We start from the raw sequence: 15,713 nt of genomic DNA on the forward strand, positions 1-15,713 counted from the left end.
ATCCTAATCAGCAAGTTTTTCAACTTTGTAAGTTTTGAGATTGAAACGCCACAAAGTTCGTACAATTAGGCGACTCTTAAGATCGACGAACGTATATTCTGGCGTAACCAAAAAATTTGAATCGGCAGAAAACTCGCCTATTGATAGCAAGTTAAGCTGATAAAATTCTTTAATTTCCTGACAAGTTTCGATGTCAAAAAGTCGCGCGTAACTCACCGGACCTCCACTCCGATCCGGTAGAGGATAATTTTCATCGATCGGGGGATATCCGTTACCAAATTGGATGTTCAAAAAGCGATCGTTTGGTGAAAAGCGAAACTGCACAGGCCCGGGAGCTCCTTTTTTCCATTTGCAGGCAAGTGTAAAGCTGGGATAGCTGTGCACGAATATTATCCCTTGCGGAAATTTATAGGTAAAAAACTTGGTTTCATCGTGGGAAAAGCCATAAATCCTTTGCGGAAAACGGCGAACTTCTTTACCTGTCGCCAACTCCCAGAAAACAGCATGGTCTTTCTGCGAAGCAGCAACAGTCTTACCGCCGTCTAAGAGAAATGTTTCCCTGACAACTACTCCATCATCCATTTTAAAAGTGCGAATCACCTCTGAAGAAACAGCATCTTTGACGGTAACAATGCCATTGCGTGAGCCGCTGACAGAGTAGCGATTTGTTGAGGGCGTGTTGTCAGCTACCCTCTCCATTTTCCCATTATTGTATGCAGTAATTCCAGGTAAAACAGAGCTTAGTGCCATTGCCGCACAAAGAATTAAAGCCAATATAAACAGGAAAAAATACTTCATAATTTCGCCCTCTGGATTACGGAATCAGCGAAAGAACCAGAACCACACCGCCACACCAATTACACTCAGCCAAAATAACTTTCCCCAACTCCCTCTCGAATCTCCGGGATGTTCAACCAAACTATACTTGTAATATCCCAATACAGGCTGACAATCATCCTTCTGCGGTACATTACTCTGCCAATAACAGTCAGATTTTGACCAATAATCGTCTGGCATACTCTGCCGTCTACTGGGCAGATAACCGTAAGTTAAATTCAGCTTTGAACGAGGAGGAAAGCCTTCTTGAAGAGCAAGTTGTTTCTGCGTCACCTGCACAAAACCCCGACTTCAACTCAAAGGTTGGAAAGGCTTCAATTGTTTGATGGCAACTGATACAAAACTCGTTACGTGCGAGCTTTTTTAGTTAAGGAGAGTGAGATTTGTCGGAGTAATGCTTTTCGCTGCGGTGTTTTTTCCAGTAGTTCATAACTATTCATTCGATTTCCCTGATTAATGAATTGATAGCTAACACTTGAACTGATGCACTAAAATTATCATAAATATTTGGTTCTGGATGCAGGGTTTATACGGAAGTTTTTGGAATTTACCTTGTATCCGAAACTTAGGCTTAACTAGAGATTTATCTGTTAGAAAAAAGTTAACTTCACAGAATCTTTATAAAAAAATCTGAGTTCCGGCGTTTCAGATCAGTTGTTGTCAAAAGCGTCAAGAGGACTGCTGGAAATGAAATTGGGACTATGGTACACAAGCTAACTTTACACAATCTTCACAAAAGAGAGAATTTGTGTCAATTAACACTTATGTAAAAGTCCTGAACGCATACAGACCAAAGAAACCGGGTTTTTTACCGAATCTGCGATGCTCTAATCAAGGATTTCCGTAAAAAAACCGGGTTTCTGATCCCCCATGCGTCCATGAGTGTTGATATAAAATCCGGGTGTACTGGAATTATTTGTTTGTATACTAATTTCATAAAGTAGTGCTAGATATTACCCCCCCAACCCCCCCGCGATTTCGGGGGGGCTAAGATTTCATCCATAGCACATCTTTAGAAAAATGGTAGTAAAACTTGTTAAAGTTCGCAGTTGCGGGTTTTTCGTTACACCGCGAATGCCAACTTTTCCTACTTCATTAAAGCAGCGCCGCGGTTGTAAAGTTCCCGCGCGTAATCAGTCCAAGTTCCTTGTCCCCAATAGCGGAAACAGCTTGTTTGTACCAACAAGTTGTAAAGCAAAGCTTGTTGGTATTCAAACTGCTTGGTAACGGCGGCATCTTGCTGTACCAGCCGATCGTACTTTTGGTGAAATGCTGCGCTGAGTTGATTCATCGGTTCCAAGACGTTTTCATAGCCTTTCACCCAACTCAAATCGTTAGTCCAAGATGCACCATCCATGTGAAAATTATGGTCTGTTTGCTTGAGTTGGCCGATCGCACTCTCGACCTTTTCCGGCGTCGCACTGTCGGGATCGACTAACTGCCAGATTTTGTGCTGGTTGACTCCCTGACAAACAGGATAATCATCAGGATTAACACCAGCCGCCTCAATTATCTCCAAATATTCAGTCCCATTTAAACCGACAACACCCGATTTTCCACCTCCTTGTTCGCGGTTTTCGTGCCAAGCTTTCATAAAAGCGCTGGGAAATTCATTCATCATCACGCCGCCATTTTCGCCGTCAGCAATTTGAGTAACTAAAGAAGGAACTGTGACATTGCCAATTTGCTGTTTTTGGCGGACTTTAGCTTCGTAATACGGCTGCATTTGACCGACCAACTTTGTATCGGAACCTTGGGTTTTAATCAAAGCCGTAATGCTGATGGTTTCGCCGCGAGAATTGCGGGCAACCAAACGGTTGGGAATATATTTTTGATCCTGCGACAATCCCGAACCGTCGGAAGTTTCTACAGAATGTTCTTGCACCATCAGCCAGCGATAGCCGCATTCTTTCAAAGCTTTGATGTATTCGTACAGTGTATCTGGGTGATTGGGAAAGTGCATTTCTGGGGGCGAAAAACCTTTGACGCGCTTCAGGGCATCCAACCCAAAAATAGCTGCAAAATGATGTTGCCATGCTTGAATTTGGAGTTTGATGTCGGGAATGGGAGTTGAGGGAATGACGGCGTGACTCCACATTGTCCCCAGCCATTCTACGTGAGGTTGATATTGAGGATCGCAGGTAATCCGCTTGAGATTATCAAAGATATCGTCGCGTCCCATTTGGCGCAATCCCCACAATAAATTGCCCGAATAGTCGAGCATAATTCGCGGGTTGCAGCCTTCAGCAATCAGTTGGGGAATAAATTCTCCCATGCGGGAATAGCACCAAGCAAAGACTCCGGCGTTGTGATTGTCTCCTTGGTTAGGATTTTCAAACATATTCTGCAAATTGCAGATTAGTTCGCCGTTTGCACCGGCTGGAATTGTGGGTTGGTGCATATGCAGGGCGCAGGCAAATCCGGCTTGAATGTTTTCGAGGCGCAGATTTGTTGTAGGTAAAAAGACTGGTTCGTTGCTGTTGGCTGCGGCACTGATTTCTGCTTCAAAACCGCAGATATTGGGCAAGCCTGAGTTAATTTCGTTTAAAATTAGTAGGTTTGGAGATTGGGCGATCGCAGACATAAATTTTTCTCAAGAATTGTGGAGCGGCATTGTCTGCTATTGCTAAAATAGCTAGATAATTTAATAGTAGCAGAGGATGTCTGCCAAAAATCAAATATAAAGCAATTCTCTTTCTTTTGTGAATTAGATTTATTTTTTAACTAACTGCTTGCACGGCAAATCCGGGACGCACCAATACCAAAAAAAGTGTTTTTTTATCATTACTGCGGGTTAAACAGAAGAATTTTCGTCCATCAAATCCGGTTTATGACCAAAGAGTGCGTGCAGGACTAATAGCAAAGGAAGTTAAGACAGAGAAAGAGATTAGTTCAAGAAGGTTTGAGAAAGTTGTGCGATCGATCTTCGGAACAACAGGATACAAAGGGCGAGTTGGCTCAACAGCAGCCGGAGACGGTACTGCGCCGTTTCCCTACCTGTATTCTAAGTATTTTCATTGTATTCCCAATGGCCGACTTGCTTATTTGCCGAGAAATCATATACTTTGTCAAGTTAAGAAAATATTTTTGGATTTCTAGGAGTCAGAAAAAAAATGTACATCGTACAAATTGCCTCAGAGTGCGCCCCCGTTATCAAAGCTGGGGGTTTGGGCGACGTAGTTTACGGTTTGAGTCGAGAATTGCAGAATTCCGGCCACTGCGTCGAGATTATTCTGCCCAAGTACGACTGCATGAGGTACGACCACATTTGGGGGCTGCACGAGGCCTATCGGGATTTGGCCGTGCCCTGGTACGACGGCGAAATCCTTTGCGATGTCTACTGCGGCTGGGTGCACGGGGTGTTGTGTTTTTTCATTGAACCTCGATCGCAAGATAACTTTTTTAACCGCGGCTGTTATTACGGTTGCAATGATGACAATATGCGGTTTGCATTTTTCAGCAAAGCTGCTTTGGAATTTTTGCTCAGAAGCAACAAACGCCCGGATGTGATTCACTGTCACGATTGGCAAACTGGTTTGGTTCCAGTCATGCTGTTTGAAGTTTACAAATACAATTGGATGGAAAATCAGCGAGTCTGCTATACCATTCACAATTTCAAACATCAAGGTATGGGCGGTAGCGAGGTTTTGCGGGCAACGGGCTTGAATCGAGATGATTATTATTTTCAGTACGATCGCCTCAGAGATAATTTTAACCCCTTTGCCATTAACTTTATGAAAGGGGGCATTGTCTACTCAAACTTTGTCACCACGGTGTCGCCACACCATGCTTGGGAAGCTCACCTCGGCGAGTTCGGCTACGGTTTGGGCCACACTTTGCATACATATCAAGCTAAGTTTCGCGGGGTGCTCAACGGCATTGATTATGATGTATGGAATCCTGAGAGCGATCGCTATATTCCGCATCACTACACTGAAAAGGATCTGGCAGGAAAAGCCAAAACTAAAAAGGCTTTGCGCGATCGGCTTTTATTGCGCGATGCTGACAAGCCTATGATTACCTTTATCGGTCGTTTGGACGATCAAAAAGGCGTTCACCTCGTGCACCATGCAATTTATTATTCTCTGAGTAAAGGCGCGCAATTCGTGCTTTTGGGTTCGGCGACGGAAGCAGGAATTAACGCACATTTTCAGCACGAGAAATGGTTTTTAAATGACAATCCAGACTGCCATTTGGAACTTGGTTTTAATGAGGAACTGTCGCACTTAATTTACGCGGGTGCGGATATGATTGTGGTGCCGAGCAATTACGAACCCTGCGGGCTGACTCAGATGATCGGGTTGAGGTACGGTACGGTTCCTGTGGTGCGGGGTGTGGGCGGTTTGGTGAATACGGTGTTCGATCGCGATTACGGCACCAGCCACACCCCCGAAGAGCGCAACGGTTACGTGTTTTACCAAAGCGACTACTACGCTTTAGAGTCGGTGCTCGATCGGGCGATCGGATTGTGGTATGACTACCGTGATGAATTTGAAAAACTCGTAATTCAAGGTATGAATTGCGATAATTCGTGGAAATATCCAGCTAAAGACTATGTGGAAATTTACGAGCTAATTCGACACAAATGAATTAGTCAGTAGTCAGTAGTCAGTAGTCATTAGTTATTAGGGAATTGTTAGCTGTTGACTGTTAACTGTTGACTGTTAACTGCCAACTGTTGACTGTTAACTACTGCCAACTGCCAACTGCCAACTGCCAACTGTCAACTGCCAACTGTCAACTGTCAACTGTCAACTGTCAACTGTCAACTGATATATCTATCCAGACAGAGATAATGTTTTGAGTAAAAATGCGGGGGTGGAAAGTACGAATGTTGATTGTAGGGTTTTCTTGCCTGTCGCACTCAAGTGCGATCGTACAAGATAGAAGTATAGAAATTAAACGGCTGGTGTTCGCCCGCCCTACAAAAAATGAATTCACAACTAGAACAACAAGTAACTATTCTGCAAGACGAAACAGTAGCGGCAGGCAATGCAGCAAACCCAACGGTTGAAACACCTTTATTCGCTTCAGAATTTGCAACCGAAGAAAAAGTCAGAGTAGAAGAGTTTAAGATTAGCGCCGACAGTTTAATTGGTAAAGTCAAAGAACTCATTCAGCAAGGAAAACTCCGCCGACTCGTCATCAAAAACTCGCAAGGGCGGACTTTGGCAGACATTCCGCTGATGGCGGGATTGGTAGGCGGCGTTGCAGGAAGTGTAATCTTTCCAATTGCTGCTGCACTTGGCGCAGTTGGGGCGGTTGTGGCTCATTTGACTGTAACTGTCGAGCGCCCAGAATAGTCATCATACAAAATCCGGGTCTTGGATACCCTTGATGAACCAGTCGGCGCAGGCCGACTTTGTTTGACTTTCTGGCGGTTTCAACCGCCGAATTATCAAAGGACTATGTTACCCGGATTTGGTATTTGTGATTAAAAATCTTCTGTTAAAGTCCGCCTTCGCGGACTTTGTTTGTTTCGTAGCGATTTGCATCGCCCAATTACCCTATCGAGGCAAATTATCGGGTAATTTCGCCGCAGGCTGGTCTAAATAATTGTAGACAATCCGCGAAATTCGACGCACAAAATCTCTGACAATTGGGTCATTGTAAGGACGTTTCACAAAAATTGCTGCTAAATAACGCTTGCCATTCGGCATATCAATAATCCCCGCATCGCCCACCACAAAACCGATATCTCCAGTTTTGTCAGCAATTACTGCTCCCGCCCCCAAACCCGAAGGCAACAGCGTTCTAGTTGTAGTACGCCGCAATAATTCTAAAGCCTGTTCTCTACTCGATTCCGAAACTAATTTCTCGCGAGACAACATTGCTAGCAACTTTACCATATCCACAGAACTTGTGGTATTTGTTCCTTGAAAATCGCCTAACCAGTTGCGAATTCTCGTATCCGTTAATCCCCAACTGCGAAAACGTTCGTTGAGTTTGGCGATTCCTCCCAAACGTTCGATAATCATGTTGGTGGCTGTATTATCGCTGATCGTAATCATTTTATCTACGGTTTCTCTGATGCTAAACCGAGTGTTATTTGGTTCGTCCTGCATGGTTCCAGAACCGCTGGCCACTAAGTCCGACTTCATAATTAATGTTTCGTCCAGGCTAACTTTTCCCGCGTCTACATCTTGATAAAATGCAATTAGAATTGGCAATTTAATTGTACTCGCCGCCGGAAATACTCGATCGCCTTTGATATCCAAATATTCTCCTGTATCTAAATCCAGAAAAAACATTCCGGCACTCAGGGATCTGTATTGGGCGATCGCACTTTCAATCTGAGGCTTAATTGCGCTCATTTCCAAACCCGTTCGCATCTCCAAATCAGCGGCATAGTTTCTCTCAATTCCTGAAGCAACAGTAGGCGAAACTTGACGTGGTTTTTGTTCTACCTGGGTAATGGCTGTTGGTGGAAAAGACTCGTTGCCGGAGATTTGCTCTGGATTCGGCAACTGAAACGACCAGCGGGTTGCAGATTCTCTAATAACTCGGACTTTTTGCGGATCTAACTGATAACCGGGAGTTAATTGTATCACTAATCTGGTAGTTTCGCTATCAAATTGCCCGATTCTAATTTGTTGAATAGCTGAGTTGTAGCTTTGAGGACTTTCGGGATATTCCAAGACAATTCCCGGTAAATCAATTACTAAACGGGTGGGATTGGCAATAAGTTGAACTTGGGGTTGAACGCCTGAATCCGTAGTTAAGTTTAGTTGATTTTGGCTGGCATCGAAGTGCCATGATGTTAGTGTATCAGCTTTGACAGGCAGGGCGATCGACAAAACACTAATTAAAGAAGGCAACAGCCATCGCAGTTTTGGAGTCATATTTAAAGAGAAAGAGTTGAACGGCTGCAACGAAACAACGGCCAGAACAGCGTTCTCAACCGCTTTCGACGCAAACCACCTAGCATCATACAGTCAACTCTTGCCCGCAACCGTAAAGTTTATTATTTTGTTTTAGAATATTCCGTTGCCCGAACTGAAGAGACATTTTGACAAAAATCGAAAACAATCGAGAAATTATCTGCGTTAAGAAAGCCTCGATCTGCGTCGATCTGCGGTTTCGGCAATTACCAAATCTAAAATCGATTGGTTTCTAGCATCTTCGATCGAGTCGATCGCAGCTTTGAGAAAAACTTTGCCTTTAGCAACCTTGCGGCGATCGCTCAAATGATCGTAAGCTTCCCAATTACCGCTAACTTCGCGATCGTGCCACAGAAACCAGCCGCGATAGATTTCCCCGCTATCTATATCATCGCACAGAACCAGCCAATCATCCCCGGTGAGAGTGCTGTCATCTAACGCTATCAATTCAATCCACGCTAAGGCCGTGCAGGCATCGATCGCCTCAGCATCAACCAAGTTAGATTGTGTAGCGGTAGGTTGCGGCGAACAAAGTGTAGACTTCATAATTTCTCCTTAATTAAATTAATGAATGTTTTTATTTGTGGAACAGAGGGGGGACAGCAAGTGGAAAAACGTTGTTTTGATGAGTTTCGGGTTGGTCGAATTTACCAGCGGCGGATACTTCTGTTAAATTATTAAGTGTATTAATTGTGAAAATTGCAGCGGTTCCTAATGCTGCCATTGCCAGTCTGTGTAAGATTTTAGTCATTTTGATGCTCCTTTTTGGCCTGACGGATCCATTCTGCTAGTGTAGGGTGTGTCACAGAAGATATTTGACGCGAATCACACAGTTTGTTTCTGTGGCACCCTTGGGTTGTGATGTATCTACTCTAAAAAATTAAGTGATTCCGGGCGGGGGAGATTGGGGAGTTAAGAAAAGTTTCTGGTTTTCAAATACATTCAAAGGTTGAAGCCGTTATCAGGATGGAGTTTGAAGAATCGATCGCCCAAAAAAACTCCCGCAGTAAAATTCCTTAAATTCCGGCTAGCTGACTATCTGGCTCAAAATCGGCTAAAATAGGAACTTAAGACCTTAAACTTTTTAAATTTGTTCCCTTTTCAGTGCAAGCGAAGTGCTCAAGTCAAAACGATCTCGCGGCCGCATTCTCACAGCGTCAGGCTTAAAGAAACTTAATGAAACGCTCCAAGAATGGTCTGACCGATATAACATTAGAGGTACTCTGACAGAAATCGAGGCTGAATCTGGCGTCGGTATCGATACAGTCAGCAAAATTAAGCAGGGTAGAGAAGGTGCGGATTTAAGTAAAATTCGTCAGTTGTTCGCGGCTTTCGATCTGACTCTGGCGAATGACGACCACCGATCGGCTAAACTAGACGATGCCGAAGGTGTCGGGGAGTCGGACAATTTAGCTGCGGCGGGGGAAACCGCCAGCAGTGTTAAAGTATTTGTCAGCTATCGCAGCGCCGAACCCGATCGCGAGTTGGGAAAACAGTTGGAAACTGCCCTAAGTGCGATCGGTCATACAGTTTTCACAGCCGAAAATAACATTAGATTGGGAGATAATTGGTTCGATCGCATTAACTTCTTCCTCAAAGAATGCGATTACTTGGTGTTGCTACTGCCACCAACAGTCAGCCAAAGCGAAATACTAACATATCAAGTTCAGCAAGCAAAAGAACTGCAAGATGCCCGCCCTGACAAAAAACCGATAATTCTCCCCATCCGCGTCGGTTTCCCGCTAAACGCGCCTTTAAACCACGACTTGCGGGGCTATCTGTACCGCATCAAACAAAGGGAATGGAAAACCACCGCTGACACACCAATTATTATCGAAGAAGTGCTAAATTTGCTAGCAGAAACTCCCGCACCAGTCCCAGAAGAACCGGAAGATTTAACGCCAAACCAAGTATTAGAAATTAGCAGCGACGAAATACCTCAACCCGTCGCAGAACCGGAATTACCCGGAGGACAAGTAGATGTCGCCTCTCAATTTTATGTAGAACGCCAGCCCATCGAAGAACGCTGCTATCAAACTATTGTACAGCCCAGCGCGTTAATTAGAATCAAAGCACCCAGACAAATGGGAAAAACTTCCTTGATGGCAAAAATTTTGCATTACGGAAGCCTTCAAGGTTATTGCACTGTCCCGCTAACTTTTCAGTTAGTAGATAAAGCCGTATTCGCCGATTTAGATCAATTCTTAAAATGGTTTTGCGCCTACGTCGGGCGCGAGTTGCACTTAGCAAATCAATTAGACGATTATTGGGACGAGATTTTTGGCAGCAAAGTCAACTGCAAAGATTACTTTGAAAAATATATTTTGCCGCAAATCGACAGTCCTTTAATTTTAGGATTAGACGAGATCGATCGCGTTTTCCAATATCCAGATATTGCCGAAGACTTTTTAGGACTGTTGCGGGCGTGGCACGAAGAATCAAAACGGCGCGACATCTGGAAAAAACTGCGATTAATTGTAGTTCATTCCACCGAAGTTTACATCCCGATGAACATCAATCAATCGCCTTTTAACGTGGGACTGCCCGTAGATTTACCGGAATTCAACCACCTGCAAATCCAAGATTTAGCCGCCCGTCACAATTTAAATTGGTCGGATGCAGAAATTGAGCAACTGACAGCAATAATCGGCGGTCATCCGTATTTAGTGCGAGTTGCATTATATCACATTTCGCAATCGGATTTGACCCTTGATGAATTACAAGAAACTGCTACCAGCGATGCGGGAATTTATAGCGACCATTTGCGCCGCCAATTGTGGAATTTGGAAGAATATCCAGAGTTAGCGGAGGGAATGAGAGAGATTGCAGCGGCGGACATTCCTGTTCAATTAAAGTCGATGCAGGCGTTTAAATTAGATAGTTTGGGGTTGGTGAAGTTGCAGGGTAACGAGTGCGTGCCGAGGAATGAACTGTACCGCCAATATTTTCGATCGCACTTAAGCGCGATCGGGTAATATTAAATCTGGGTTAAAAATATCCGATCGAAATCGGCGGTTGAAACCGCTCCTTGTCAAACAAAGTCCGCCTGCGCGGACTAAAGAATAATCAGGTGAACACTGCCCGTGAATGATATTTTTTTGATAACTTCCGATAATTGGCTAGATTGGATAACCGTGTTTGGTTATCTAGCTTTTACAGCTTTCATTGCATGGCGCGTAATCACCACAAAGTAGATGTATTATCAAATTATCTTCTTCTTCTTCTTTCTTACTTCGCGTCCTTAGCGCCTTCGCGGTTCGTTTAACTTTCGCAAAATCGGAATTTGTGCCAACTGTTCCGGCCGTATACTATCCCAGTTTAACCCTGTCGGACGCGGATAACTTGTATTAGTTTCAATTACCTCCTCAGTAGTAACAATCCAATTTAGTGGCCAATCGTGAGGCTGCATTGGCAAGCGCGAATCTGCCACAATTTGCAAAGGATGCACCGTTGTTACAATTGGCGTATCGATTTGTACTAATCCGAATTCTGTCAACATCGCCAATTCTAAATCGGCAAATCCTGCACCTTTTCCGGTTCTTCCACCGCTGCGCCCCGCCGCTACGCAGCCAACTATTACTAAATCAATTGGTTCCATTTCTGCAAAACTTACCAATTTGCCGCAAGCAAGTGCTTTGCGGGCGATCCTCTTCGAGGGCTTCGCTAACGCACTTTCGGCAATAGATACATTTTGTCTCTGCAAATCCGCAGCAGTCAACTCAACAAAACAGCGATCGTCTGTCAATCGCGGTACTGCCATATACAGCAATTTTCCGTCTTGCAAAGCGCGCATTCGCACCGGAATTTGTGCCGCATCTGGATTGCACTTAATTGTTTTTGCTTGTTGCCAAATTGGTAAATTTGCCAATTTTTCTGCCGCCATGTCGGCACCAACAAAGTTGGGAATATGACCAAAGCAATCGCCAATAGATGCAGATTGCTGCTTTAGAAAAGACCAAATTTCTGTTCTTAATTGGTCTTTGTCCTGGTGATATCCAATCCAATCAGTTTTCATGCTGTATTGTGGTACAATATATTATACAAAATTAAACTTTAATACCGCCTCATTTCTTCAGTCCGCGCAGGCGGACTTCGTTTGACTAGGAGCGGTTTCAACCGCCGAATAATCGAAGCCGTAATCTTGTTATCTTATGGATTTTACCACAAAGCCCAGTTACTATCAAGTCGGCGGCAGTCTCGGCACTAATGCTCCCAATTACGTCAAGCGCCAAGCAGATGACGACTTCTACAACGGATTGAAAGCGGGGGAATTTTGCTATGTTTTGAATTCGCGACAAATGGGAAAATCTAGCTTGCAGGTGCGGACAATTCAACGGCTGAGAGATGAAGGAATTGCTTGTGCTGCGATCGACATTTCGGAAATTGGCAACCGCAGCGTGACTCCCGAACAGTGGTATGCTGGGTTACTCCGCATTCTGGAAAATAACTTTAATCTGTCGGATGTTGTCAACGTGCGGACTTGGTGGCGCGATCGCAATTTTTTAAGTCCGGTTCAAAGATTGAGCGAATTCATCGAAACTGTACTTTTAGCCAACATTTCCAGCAATATTGTCATTTTTATTGACGAAATCGACAGCATTCTCGCCTTGGATTTTCCCGCCGACGATTTTTTGGCGTTAATTCGATCGTGCTACAACAAGCGCGCCAACAATCCAGAATTCGATCGCCTGACGTGGGCACTTTTAGGCGTAGCATCGCCAGCGGATTTGTGCCGCGACAAAAATCTCAGCAGCAGCACCCCTTTTAATATCGGTAGGGCGATCGAACTAACGGGTTTTGACGAAACAGAAGCGCAACCGCTAGCAGCGGGGTTAGCCGAGCTTACAGACCAATCTGGGGAAGTTTTGAAAGAAGTTTTGTATTGGACTGGCGGGCAACCTTTCCTGACTCAAAAGCTGTGCAAACTTCTGTTTGAAAATGCACCTCCCGCTTGTCAAGGGGGAGAGCAAGATCGCATTCAAAATCCTCAAGCTTGGGTTGAAGAAGTGGTGCGCTTGAAAATCGTGGATAATTGGGAATCTCAGGATGTACCCGAACATTTGTCCACAATTCGCGATCGGCTTTTCAAAGAAAACCAACGCATTATCAGAAGACTCGGATTGTACCAGCAAATTTTGCAGCAAGTTGACATTGTTCCCGATCGCAGTGCCGAACAAATGGAATTGCGCTTAACCGGATTAATCGTCAAGCGTCGGGAAAAATTAACAATTTCCAATCCAATTTATCAAGCTGTATTTAACAAAAACTTAATCGCCCAAAAGTTAGAAAAACTATCGCCTTATTCCGAAGCTATCAAAGTCTGGCTGAATTCAAACTGCGAGGATAATTCCCAACTGTTGCGCGGTGATAATTTACAGTCAGCATTAGTTTGGGCCGCCGACAAAAGCTTGAGAAACGAAGATTTTAAGTTTTTGACAGCCAGCCAAAAAATGATTTTCAGCGACCAAAATCAACTGCTGCAAGCAGCTACACTAGAAACCAAAAAAGCAGCGCGCGATGCCGAAACAGCTTTGATAGAAGCTGATGCAGCCAAGCACAAAGCGCAACAGTGGATCGGCATCGGTTCAGCGGTACTCGCAGCCTCGTTAATTGGGGCGATCGGCTTTTCAACTCTCGCTTACCAGCGTTTTAAACTCGCACAAGCAAGTATTGAAATCGAACAAAATGGCAGCGATGCTTTGCTATTAGCGGTATCTCAAAAGACAGATAACAGCCAAGCTTTATCAGAAGCGTTACTCAGGGCGATCGCCTCTGGAGAAAAATTAAAAACCCTGGTTAATAATAAACCAAATTTAGAACAATATCCAGCCACAAGGCCGCTGCTAGCATTACAAATAATTCTCGATAAAATCAGTAAAAAACAGCAAATAAAAGCATCATCACTTCCGCACTTGGTGAAGTGGCAAGCTCATGCAGGTGCAGTTACCAGCGTCAGTTTTAGCCCTGACAGACAAATTTTAGCAACCGCAGGTATAGACGATAAAGTTCGGATTTGGAACTTTTCCGGGTCTAAAATTGCTGAATGGAAAGCTTTGCAGCAGTCAGTTAATATGGTAAGCTTTAGCCCGGATGGCAAGTTTTTAGCAACGGCAGGAAAGGACGGCACAGTTGAATTTTGGAACTTATCAGGCAAAAATATTTCGAGTTTTCAAGCAATTAAAGGCTCAGTTGCCAGCATCAGTTTTAGTTCCGATTCAAAGTTTTTAGCTGCGGCAGGAATCGACAGCAATGCGGCAATTTTGCCCTTATCCAAACAGCCTAAACTAATATCATTTATTGTCAAACTTCCCGGTCATAACGGCTTAGTCAGAAGCGTAAATTTTAGCCCTAAAGGAGATTTTGTCACGACTTTAGACGGCAAATCTACAGTGCGAATTTGGAATTTATCAGGACAATTGGAAAAAATACTGCCGGTGCAGGCAATTGGTATCAGCTTCAGTCCGGCTAAACAGCAGTATCGCTTTGCTACAGTAACATTTAACGGCAAAGTCGGGCTGTGGAATTTGTCAGAAAAAGAATTAATGAATGAATTTCAAACCTTGCATTTTGATGCTAAATCAATCAGTTTTAGTCCAGACGGAGAAAGGCTGGCTACTGTGGGAATTGACAAGACGGTGCGGCTGTGGAATTTAGCGGGGCGACAGGTTGCTCAATTTGAGTTTGAGGAGAATGTTGTTAGTGTTGGTTGGAGTCGAGACGGCAAGCAAATTGCTGTAGCTGGAAGCAACGGCACTGTCTGGCTGAGACAGGTTGAAGGGTTGGCAGAATTGCTGAAGCAAAGTTGCAATTTTCTTGGTAGTAAACCGGAGTATTTCAGAAGGGTTTCAACTATCTGCAAGCAATCAAATTATTAAGAATACAGACACGGCAATATCGATATATATATAGCCTTTCTCAGAAAGATGAGGTACTATCTGGGATAGGGCATTGGGAATTGGCCAAACAGGGAATTGGCCAAACAGGGCATTGGCCAAACAGGGCATTGGGCATATCTCACTTTTTTGATAACCGCTATATCGTAATAAGTAAGGTTCGTAGTGCGGACTAAAGTGCACTCTTAATTTTCGGACTGAAGTCCGCACTACAAACCCATATTATTAAGGAGGCAGAGCCTCCGGATCTGCATTACCAGGCAGAGCCTGGTAACGAGCAAATGGCTAATGACTAATGACTAATGACTGTTAGTTGTTATTTGTTAGTTGTTAGTTGTTATTGGGAATTGAGAATTGGAAATTGGAAATTCGCAGCCAATAACCAATAACCAATAACCAATAACCAATAACCAATAGCCAATAACCAATAACCAATAACCAACAACTAAGGACTAATGACTAAGGACTAATGACTAATGACTAATGACTAAGGACTATCAATTTACCTTGACAGGCGAAACACTTACATTCGGATTTTTAACTCTTCTTAAAAGTTCTTGTCGGGCTTGTTCGGAATTCTGCCCTTTTGGCACTTGATATAATAATCTACAGGAACCGTCTTGAGGATTAGCTGCACAAATAATTAGTTGACCGCTAGGAGATGCACCTGCTGTGACAAGATTGTCCCAGTTTCCTTGGGGTTGCGAGTTGTTGAGAATTCCCGAGACTCTGGTGCAGCGAGTAATTGCGTCTTCTCCTGATTCATTGAAATAGTTATCGGCTACCCACAGAATAACGGGAATATTTTTGCCTTGTTGCACAGCAATTGTGGCCGGGCGCCCGCCCGCAGCGCCGCAGAAAAATGAGGGGGTTTGGGCAAATGCTGGACAGTTTCCTAACATCGGAACTGCTAGGGCAATAATTGACGTGCTAAAAGCTGACTTTAAAAGCCGAAATTTCATGGGCGGTAATAAGCTTTTTCATTTATGGTTACTAATACTCTAAAAAATTAGACTGCTTCTTGCCGGGAAGATTAGGCATTTAGGGAAAAAAATAAAAATTATTCTGTAAAGTTTGCCCGTTAGCGAAGCCCTCGGAGAGG

Annotated in this window: 13 protein-coding genes; 5 read left to right on the forward strand and 8 right to left on the reverse strand. The window is 44.0% G+C overall.

The window, feature by feature from the left end; translation table 11 throughout:
- Nucleotides 1–3 precede the first annotated feature (3 nt).
- The 3 genes from QUA01_RS10850 to QUA01_RS10860 all read right to left on the reverse strand — a co-directional run bounded on the left by QUA01_RS10850 (nucleotide 4) and on the right by QUA01_RS10860 (nucleotide 3,421).
- Entirely contained in the window at nucleotides 4–798 is a 795-nt protein-coding gene (locus QUA01_RS10850) for a hypothetical protein (RefSeq protein ID WP_333090791.1), read from the reverse strand.
- A gap of 24 nt (nucleotides 799–822) precedes the next feature.
- Nucleotides 823–1,110, reverse strand: a complete 288-nt coding sequence (locus tag QUA01_RS10855) for a hypothetical protein (RefSeq protein ID WP_333090790.1) — start codon at nucleotides 1,108–1,110, stop codon at nucleotides 823–825.
- A gap of 814 nt (nucleotides 1,111–1,924) precedes the next feature.
- On the reverse strand, nucleotides 1,925–3,421 hold the full coding sequence (locus QUA01_RS10860) for a glycosyl hydrolase family 57 (RefSeq protein ID WP_333090789.1): 1,497 nt from the start codon (nucleotides 3,419–3,421) through the stop codon (nucleotides 1,925–1,927).
- Nucleotides 3,422–3,678: 257 nt separating this feature from the next.
- On the opposite strand from QUA01_RS10860, the gene QUA01_RS10865 reads away from it, so the two are divergent.
- From QUA01_RS10865 to QUA01_RS10875, 3 genes are all read left to right on the forward strand, one after another.
- On the forward strand, nucleotides 3,679–3,936 hold the full coding sequence (locus QUA01_RS10865) for a hypothetical protein (protein WP_333090787.1): 258 nt from the start codon (nucleotides 3,679–3,681) through the stop codon (nucleotides 3,934–3,936).
- A gap of 14 nt (nucleotides 3,937–3,950) precedes the next feature.
- Complete coding sequence (gene glgA / locus QUA01_RS10870) at nucleotides 3,951–5,426, forward strand: glycogen synthase GlgA (RefSeq protein WP_333090785.1); 1,476 nt, start codon at nucleotides 3,951–3,953, stop codon at nucleotides 5,424–5,426.
- A gap of 342 nt (nucleotides 5,427–5,768) precedes the next feature.
- Nucleotides 5,769–6,140: a DUF4342 domain-containing protein gene (locus QUA01_RS10875; RefSeq protein WP_333090783.1), complete on the forward strand. Its 372-nt coding sequence runs from the start codon at nucleotides 5,769–5,771 to the stop codon at nucleotides 6,138–6,140.
- Between the two features lie 204 nt (nucleotides 6,141–6,344).
- Here QUA01_RS10875 and QUA01_RS10880 read toward each other — a convergent pair whose 3' ends face one another.
- From QUA01_RS10880 to QUA01_RS10890, 3 genes are all read right to left on the reverse strand, one after another.
- A complete protein-coding gene (locus QUA01_RS10880) occupies nucleotides 6,345–7,679 on the reverse strand; it encodes a serine hydrolase (RefSeq protein WP_333090781.1) in 1,335 nt (444 codons plus the stop codon).
- 204 nt (nucleotides 7,680–7,883) lie between these two features.
- The gene (locus QUA01_RS10885; RefSeq protein WP_333090780.1) at nucleotides 7,884–8,264 is read right to left on the reverse strand and encodes a hypothetical protein; all 381 of its coding nucleotides are present in this window, start codon (nucleotides 8,262–8,264) and stop codon (nucleotides 7,884–7,886) included.
- A 31-nt stretch (nucleotides 8,265–8,295) separates the two neighbouring features.
- Nucleotides 8,296–8,469 (reverse strand): hypothetical protein, encoded by a 174-nt coding sequence (locus QUA01_RS10890; RefSeq protein ID WP_194066413.1) that lies wholly within the window; start codon nucleotides 8,467–8,469, stop codon nucleotides 8,296–8,298.
- Nucleotides 8,470–8,833: 364 nt separating this feature from the next.
- Here QUA01_RS10890 and QUA01_RS10895 point away from each other — a divergent pair, with 364 nt between their 5' ends.
- Nucleotides 8,834–10,693, forward strand: a complete 1,860-nt coding sequence (locus tag QUA01_RS10895) for an AAA-like domain-containing protein (protein WP_333090777.1) — start codon at nucleotides 8,834–8,836, stop codon at nucleotides 10,691–10,693.
- 266 nt (nucleotides 10,694–10,959) lie between these two features.
- Here QUA01_RS10895 and QUA01_RS10900 read toward each other — a convergent pair whose 3' ends face one another.
- Nucleotides 10,960–11,733 (reverse strand): 5-formyltetrahydrofolate cyclo-ligase, encoded by a 774-nt coding sequence (locus QUA01_RS10900; RefSeq protein WP_333090776.1) that lies wholly within the window; start codon nucleotides 11,731–11,733, stop codon nucleotides 10,960–10,962.
- A 136-nt stretch (nucleotides 11,734–11,869) separates the two neighbouring features.
- On the opposite strand from QUA01_RS10900, the gene QUA01_RS10905 reads away from it, so the two are divergent.
- Nucleotides 11,870–14,593: an AAA-like domain-containing protein gene (locus QUA01_RS10905; protein WP_333090774.1), complete on the forward strand. Its 2,724-nt coding sequence runs from the start codon at nucleotides 11,870–11,872 to the stop codon at nucleotides 14,591–14,593.
- A 515-nt stretch (nucleotides 14,594–15,108) separates the two neighbouring features.
- Here QUA01_RS10905 and QUA01_RS10910 read toward each other — a convergent pair.
- On the reverse strand, nucleotides 15,109–15,573 hold the full coding sequence (locus QUA01_RS10910; RefSeq protein WP_333090773.1) for a COP23 domain-containing protein: 465 nt from the start codon (nucleotides 15,571–15,573) through the stop codon (nucleotides 15,109–15,111).
- Between the last annotated feature and the right edge of the window lie 140 nt (nucleotides 15,574–15,713).

The organism is Microcoleus sp. S36a_B3, from assembly GCF_036700745.1.
In the GTDB taxonomy this organism is placed as follows: Bacteria; Cyanobacteriota; Cyanobacteriia; order Cyanobacteriales; family Microcoleaceae; genus Microcoleus.

Coding starts and splice junctions, on each gene's coding strand:
- QUA01_RS10890 (WP_194066413.1), bottom strand. CDS start 8,469: ATGACTAAAATCTTACACAGACTGGCAATGGCAGCATTAGGAACCGCT.
- QUA01_RS10860 (WP_333090789.1), bottom strand. CDS start 3,421: ATGTCTGCGATCGCCCAATCTCCAAACCTACTAATTTTAAACGAAATT.
- QUA01_RS10900 (WP_333090776.1), bottom strand. CDS start 11,733: ATGAAAACTGATTGGATTGGATATCACCAGGACAAAGACCAATTAAGA.
- QUA01_RS10885 (WP_333090780.1), bottom strand. CDS start 8,264: ATGAAGTCTACACTTTGTTCGCCGCAACCTACCGCTACACAATCTAAC.
- QUA01_RS10910 (WP_333090773.1), bottom strand. CDS start 15,573: ATGAAATTTCGGCTTTTAAAGTCAGCTTTTAGCACGTCAATTATTGCC.
- QUA01_RS10905 (WP_333090774.1), top strand. CDS start 11,870: ATGGATTTTACCACAAAGCCCAGTTACTATCAAGTCGGCGGCAGTCTC.
- glgA (WP_333090785.1), top strand. CDS start 3,951: ATGTACATCGTACAAATTGCCTCAGAGTGCGCCCCCGTTATCAAAGCT.
- QUA01_RS10880 (WP_333090781.1), bottom strand. CDS start 7,679: ATGACTCCAAAACTGCGATGGCTGTTGCCTTCTTTAATTAGTGTTTTG.
- QUA01_RS10850 (WP_333090791.1), bottom strand. CDS start 798: ATGAAGTATTTTTTCCTGTTTATATTGGCTTTAATTCTTTGTGCGGCA.
- QUA01_RS10875 (WP_333090783.1), top strand. CDS start 5,769: ATGAATTCACAACTAGAACAACAAGTAACTATTCTGCAAGACGAAACA.